Below are 6,109 nucleotides of genomic sequence, written 5' to 3' on the forward strand. Positions count from 1 at the left end.
GCTAAGAATCTGCGTTGATTTTATAAAAGTTTTCCAATGTTCGTTTTATAACACCTCTGATTTACTTATGTCCCAGTCTCTTTTAACTAGGCTTTAAATTTTTTAGGACATGGAAAACGAAGAGAAATATTCCTATGACCGTAATGGACGCTCCTGTAGCAACGAGCGGGACCAGGCCATCATCTTCCATAACAATCATGAAAAACAGCCCCATCATCATAATCGGCAATCCAATGTTATGAAACCAAAAGTGAAAGATTGCCAACTTGGAAGCTGCTAGATCAGGAAAAAGATGATAGATAATTCCGGCAAGCATTAGTGCTGTCCACCCCAGCAGATTGATGTGCACATGAACAGGGGTCAGGGCATACTCGTGAACAATGGACATATAATACCCAATCGCCACACCTATCGCAAAATACACTGAGGAGATTTTGATCAATAAAATTCCCATATACTCCCTCCTTTTTACCTACTATACGCAGTGGGCGGGTGAAACAGAATCTTGGATTTTACTAATTCAAACATCGTAAAATGGAGTTGCATCCTAATAAAGAGGTGAAGTATAAAATGAAAATTGAAGTATGGTCAGATTTTGTCTGTCCGTTTTGTTATATTGGCAAAAGACGTTTAGAAGAAGCACTGGAGCAACTTCCTGAGAGCGCCGAAGTAGAAGTAGATTATAAAAGTTTTGAGTTAGATCCACAGGCCAAGCGTAATACTGGCCAAAACATGCACGAAAAGCTTGCTGCTAAGTATGGAAGAAGCTTAGATGAAGCGAGGGAAATGACCCAAAACATGACCGAGCAGGCGAAGATGGTCGGTCTGGATTTCCATTTTGATACGATGGTTCCAACGAATACATTTGACGCACACCGTGTCGCTAAATTCGCAGAAACCAAAGGACTAGGAAAAGAGGTTGCAGAACAATTCTTCAAGGGCGTGCTGACTGATTCCAGAGACCTTGGTGATCACAAAACGCTTGCAGAGCTTGCCAGCAAGATCGGCATGGATTCCAACGAAGTCAATCAGGTTCTTCAAGGAACAGATTATACAGAAGTCGTTCGAGCAGAAGAAAATGAAGCTCATCAGATTGGCGTCCAGGGCGTTCCTTTCTTCGTTATCAATCGCAAATACGCCGTTTCTGGAGCTCAGCCGACAGAAGTGTTTGTACAAGGCCTGCAAAAAGCATTAGAGGAAGAGAAGAAATCTTCTCCATTCGAAGACCTTTCAACAACTAATGATGCTGCATGCACCGAAGATGGCTGCGAAATTCCATCAAACGATTCAAAATAAATAATTGAGGCTGCATGTTCTTGAGAGCATGCAGCTTTTTAATGTAAATAACATCCAAAAATACCCACCTCAGGTCATCCAAATTCTGGATGACCTGAGGTGGGTAAATATGGAAAATATAAACTTAACACCATAAAAGTTCAGCAAAAAACCTGTCCATCAGTGGACAGGTTTTTCTACTGGACCATTTTCGGTTCGGCTTCCATGAGCAAGTCTACTAAATGAACTGTATCAATTTTTCCAGTGAGTCCTTCTCGCTCTACCCCAAGCTTCATTTGCAATAAGCAGCCAGGATTGGATGTCACAATGCCTTCGGGCTGTACCCCGCACACATCCTTCATTTTTACATCTAAAATATCCATAGCATCTTCGTAATTCACAATGTTATAGACGCCAGCCGAACCACAGCAAAAGTCAGGGCGATCCAACTCTTTCAAGCGCACACCCGGGATCTTTTTAATTAATTCGAGAGGAGCTTCCGTTACCCCTTGGACATTGGTCATGTGGCAGGAAGGTTGATAGGTCACTGTTTTATTGAGTGGAGTTGAAAATTCAAGATAGTCTAATTCTACAAGTACTTCCGAAATGTCCTTCACTTTTTCTACGAATCTCTCAGCTCTTTCATGCCATTCGGTTCCTATTTCAAATAGATGGTCATATTCAATTAGTTTGGCTCCGCAACCACCTGCGTTATTGATAATGTAATCTACTTGTTCTTTCTCAAAAGCTTCAATATTCTGCTTAGCCAGCTCCACCGCTGATTCTGTTTTTCCCGTATGTGCATGAAGAGCGCCGCAACAGGATTGCTCCTCAGGGATCAATACCTCTGCTCCGCTTCTCAAAAGCAATTCGATTGTATTCTCATTCGATTCGAAAAATACACTATCCATAATGCACCCTGTAAAGAACGCGACTTTTGTTGTTGAAGGACGCTTTCTTATATAACGCTTCACCCGTTGACGACGTTTATTGGGTGAAGGCATTGACGGGAGAACTTTCTCAAACTCGCTGATATGAAGAGGCGCAACTTTTGAAAGTCCGGTGCGTTGAGCCAATTTTTGCAGACCAGAAGTTTGATAGAACCACGTCGCATCTCCAAGCGTATCCATCCATTTTCTTGATGGAAAGAATTGTTCAAAAAGGAACTGTTCTGTTTTTTGCTGACGTTTTGTTTTCACTTTTTGTTCGTCGATTACTTCTTTTGCCCCTTCAAGAATCTGCCCGTATTGCACATTCGTTGGGCAAACGGTCGTACACGCCATACAGCCGAGGCACTTTTCAATCGGATTTTCTAAATCATTGACCGTGGCTTTTCCTTCGGCGACCATTTTGACGAGATTGATTCTTCCTCTCGGTGAATGGGTTTCCCTCTCCATCGTTTCGTACGTAGGACAGGCAGGAAGACAGTAGCCACATTGGACACAATCAAACGTTTTATCATAATGGAGCTTGTCCTGTAACGCTTGCAGGTTACTCATTTCTTAACACCAACTTTTGCCCTTTTTCCGCAAAAATTTTCCCTGGATTCAGAATACCGTTCGGGTCCCAGCTCTCTTTAATCCGCTTCATCATATCGACTCCGACTTCTCCAAGCTCTGATTCTAAAAAAGGAGCTTTCATCGTTCCGATTCCATGTTCACCTGATAATGTACCTCCGAGTTCAATCGCGGCTTCGAAAATTTCTTCGACAGCAAGTTCTACTCGTTTCATTTCTTCCTGGTCTCGTTTATCGCAAAGCACATTTGGATGGAGGTTGCCATCACCTGCATGTCCAAATGCGACGATTTCAACATTATGTTTTTCTTTAATGTCCTGGAGTCGATCGATCAAGTCGGGAATTTTACTCCTTGGAACCGTTGCGTCTTCCGATACCTTTGTCGGTTTGATTTTAGCAATCGCTGGCGAAACTTGTTTTCTCGCGTGCCAGATTTTTTCTGCTTCTTCATCAGATTTAGGAATGACAGTTTCTTTGGCTCCGACTTTTTCCATAATTTCTTCGACAAGCTTGCGCTCAATTTTCAATGTTTCTGGATGGCCATCGAGCTCAATAATAACAATCGCAGCAGCTTCCACGGGCAGCCCAGCTGGTTTAAAATTCTCAACAGCCTGGATGCAGGCTTGATCCATAAACTCCATTTTTGCAGGTAAAATACCTGAAGTAAGTGTTTTTGATATCGCTTCTCCTGCTTTTCGGACTTCATTAAAACTGACCATCAATGTTTGGACCGCTATAGGTTTTGGCATGAGTTTTAGAGTAGCTTCTGTAATGACGCCAAGTGTTCCTTCAGAGCCTACAATCAGTTTTGTCAGGTCGTAACCGGTAACGTTTTTAATGGTGCTTCCACCGGTACGGATGATTTCTCCTTCTGGAGTAATGACTTCTAAGCCGAGCACATGATCTTTCGTTACGCCATACTTCAAACCGCGCGGCCCTCCTGAGTTTTCTGCTAGATTCCCGCCAATCGTAGCCACATGGGCACTGCTCGGATCAGGTGCATACATCAATCCATGCTTCTCCGCCTCTTTATTTATATTTCCTGTCAAAACGCTTGGGGTTACTTTGACCGTCAAATCATCTGGGCTGACCTCGATGCTCTCCGGCCACTGCGACATATCTAGTACCATTCCGCCAAAAACAGGAAGCGGGCCTCCACTCAAGCAGGTCCCCTGACCTCTTGGATATACAGGAATCTTGTATTTGTTTGCAACCTTTAAGACGGCGACAACTTCATCTTGGTGCTTCACCTGTACAACAGCTTCTGGAAGGTATTCTCCAAAGGAAGCATCGAAACTATAACTATATCGATCGGATAATTCAGTTAATACTCTGTTTTCCGGAATCTTTTCTTTAATCACATCCAGCCAATTCCCCACAATCCTTCTCCTTTCGATGAAACTCAACGTATTTTCAGATTTTTCTTATTAATTTAAAGTATAAGGGATGATTTACCAAAATTATAGTGATTCCTGATTTTACAAATAAACCCACCTCAGGTCATCCATATTTTGGATGACCTGAGGTGGGTTTATTTTCCATTTAACTCATGTGAACTACCACTTTTCCTATTGGGATTATTTATTTATTTTTCCTATAGAATGTTAAGGGAACATGAATCATTATTCATATCCCCGCCCTTTTTAACAAGGAATATTTAACCAAATATTTGCCTGTTTTTATACAATTTTGGAATACATACCATTTATAGGTGTATTTAGACCTGAAGATTTATTCATTCCTTTCTGATATGATTGAAAATGTTAAATATTCAAAATATTCTATCAGGAGGATGTCTATGAAGAAAAACAGAAAAGTATTGTCAGCTATGGCTCTATCCGTAGGCTTATTAGCCGGTTCTGGATTGGGCACATTGAATGTAGAAGCAAGCCCTAGTATCGAGGCTAAAATCCAGGAAAGCAAGCAGTCGATGGGGACACTCACGGCTCCCTCCCATTCAAAAGCTTCCGAGCTTGTTAAGGCAGCTGTCAAAGGTGAGATTGAGAGCGGCCTATCAAAATCTCAGAAAAACAATGAAAGCTATGTCGACTATCGCGTTATAGAAGAAGCCAAAGACTACAAGGGACAAGATCTCGTTAAACTACAGCAAACTTACAAAGGATATGATGTTTTCGGTAAAGTTCTTGTCTCCCAAGTGAATGAAGGCGTGATCAAAACCGCTCTTGGAGATGTGGCTAAAAACTTAAATGGTAAAAAAGGTTTGAAAGAGAAGCAAAACATATCAAAAGAAGACGCTTCTAGCTATGTCACGGATACATATGGTGAAAAAGTAGAAACGTTAAAAGAAACATCCGTAGAGAAAGTCGTTTATGTAAATGAAAAAGATAAAGCTTCCTATGGCTGGAAAGTTGATTTTTCAGTTGCAGCTCCATCTTTTGCAGAAGGATTTGTCATTTTGGACACCAAGAAAGGAAATGTATTGTTAAACGCTGTGAAGGAAATCGATCAGGCTATGTCTGATGATGCTATCCAGTATGCGAAAGGCGGTAATGCTCCAGGCGGAGGTGGCGGAAAAGGAAAGCCAGGTTCCGGAGCGACGGTAGTCGGGCCTGTGACAGGATCAGGTGTTGATAAAAATGGAAATACAAGAACGTTCACTGCAAGCGAAATGTCAGATGGGACGTATGAGCTTGCTGACTACACACGAGGACAAGGGATTTTAACGTATGATGCAGATTATGCTGACCTTAACCGTGAATATCGTCTCTATCCTGGTGAACTATTATCTAGTACTTCTACTACCTTCACAGATGACGAAGGGGTAAGTGCCCACTATTTAGCGCAGTCCGTCTATGAATACTATTTAGGGGAGTACAACCGTAATAGTTTCGACAATAACGGCCAACAAGTGAAATCTGTTGTTCACGCCTGGGATTCCAGCGCAACCAACGACCCTGAAAACTGGTTTAATGCAGCTAGTGTTAATGACGGCGCGATGTTGATTTACGGTGATCCTCTCGCAGGAGCTTATGACGTAGCTGGACACGAATTTACCCACGCCGTGACTTCCAGTGAATCTGACCTCGTATATAGCGGGGAATCGGGAGCGTTAAACGAATCAATCTCTGATATCTTCGGCGTAGCGATTGAGAAGTATGTAAATAATGGATCGTTCAACTGGACGATTGGAGAACAATCTGGTCAAGTGTTCCGAAGCATGTCGGATCCTTCTTCCATCCAGTTCTCTTCTACCCTCGTCTACCCTGATGACTATAGTGACTATGAGAATCTGTCTTACGATAATGGCGGAGTTCACTTCAACTCCAGCATCATTAATAAAGCCGCTTATCTATTGTC

The 6,109-nt window shown here is 42.2% G+C and carries 5 protein-coding genes; 2 read left to right on the top strand and 3 right to left on the bottom strand.

The window, feature by feature from the left end:
* Positions 1–82: 82 nt before the first annotated feature.
* A complete protein-coding gene (locus tag LD39_RS04605; protein WP_035543388.1) occupies positions 83–454 on the bottom strand; it encodes a cytochrome-c oxidase in 372 nt (123 codons plus the stop codon).
* A gap of 116 nt (positions 455–570) precedes the next feature.
* On the opposite strand from LD39_RS04605, the gene LD39_RS04610 reads away from it, so the two are divergent.
* Positions 571–1,296, top strand: a complete 726-nt coding sequence (locus LD39_RS04610; RefSeq protein WP_035543390.1) for a DsbA family oxidoreductase — start codon at positions 571–573, stop codon at positions 1,294–1,296.
* A gap of 176 nt (positions 1,297–1,472) precedes the next feature.
* Here LD39_RS04610 and LD39_RS04615 read toward each other — a convergent pair whose 3' ends face one another.
* Both LD39_RS04615 and LD39_RS04620 read right to left on the bottom strand, forming a co-directional pair.
* Entirely contained in the window at positions 1,473–2,774 is a 1,302-nt protein-coding gene (locus LD39_RS04615; RefSeq protein WP_035543391.1) for a (Fe-S)-binding protein, read from the bottom strand.
* A complete protein-coding gene (locus tag LD39_RS04620) occupies positions 2,767–4,170 on the bottom strand; it encodes an FAD-binding oxidoreductase (RefSeq protein ID WP_052158729.1) in 1,404 nt (467 codons plus the stop codon). The genes LD39_RS04615 and LD39_RS04620 overlap by 8 nt, the downstream gene beginning before the upstream one ends.
* Positions 4,171–4,589: 419 nt before the next feature.
* On the opposite strand from LD39_RS04620, the gene LD39_RS04625 reads away from it, so the two are divergent.
* On the top strand, positions 4,590–6,109 hold a 1,520-nt coding region (locus tag LD39_RS04625), incomplete at its 3' end, for a M4 family metallopeptidase (protein WP_052158730.1).

The sequence above is a fragment of the Halobacillus sp. BBL2006 genome, assembly GCF_000786645.1.
Taxonomy (GTDB): domain Bacteria; phylum Bacillota; class Bacilli; order Bacillales; family Halobacillaceae; genus Halobacillus.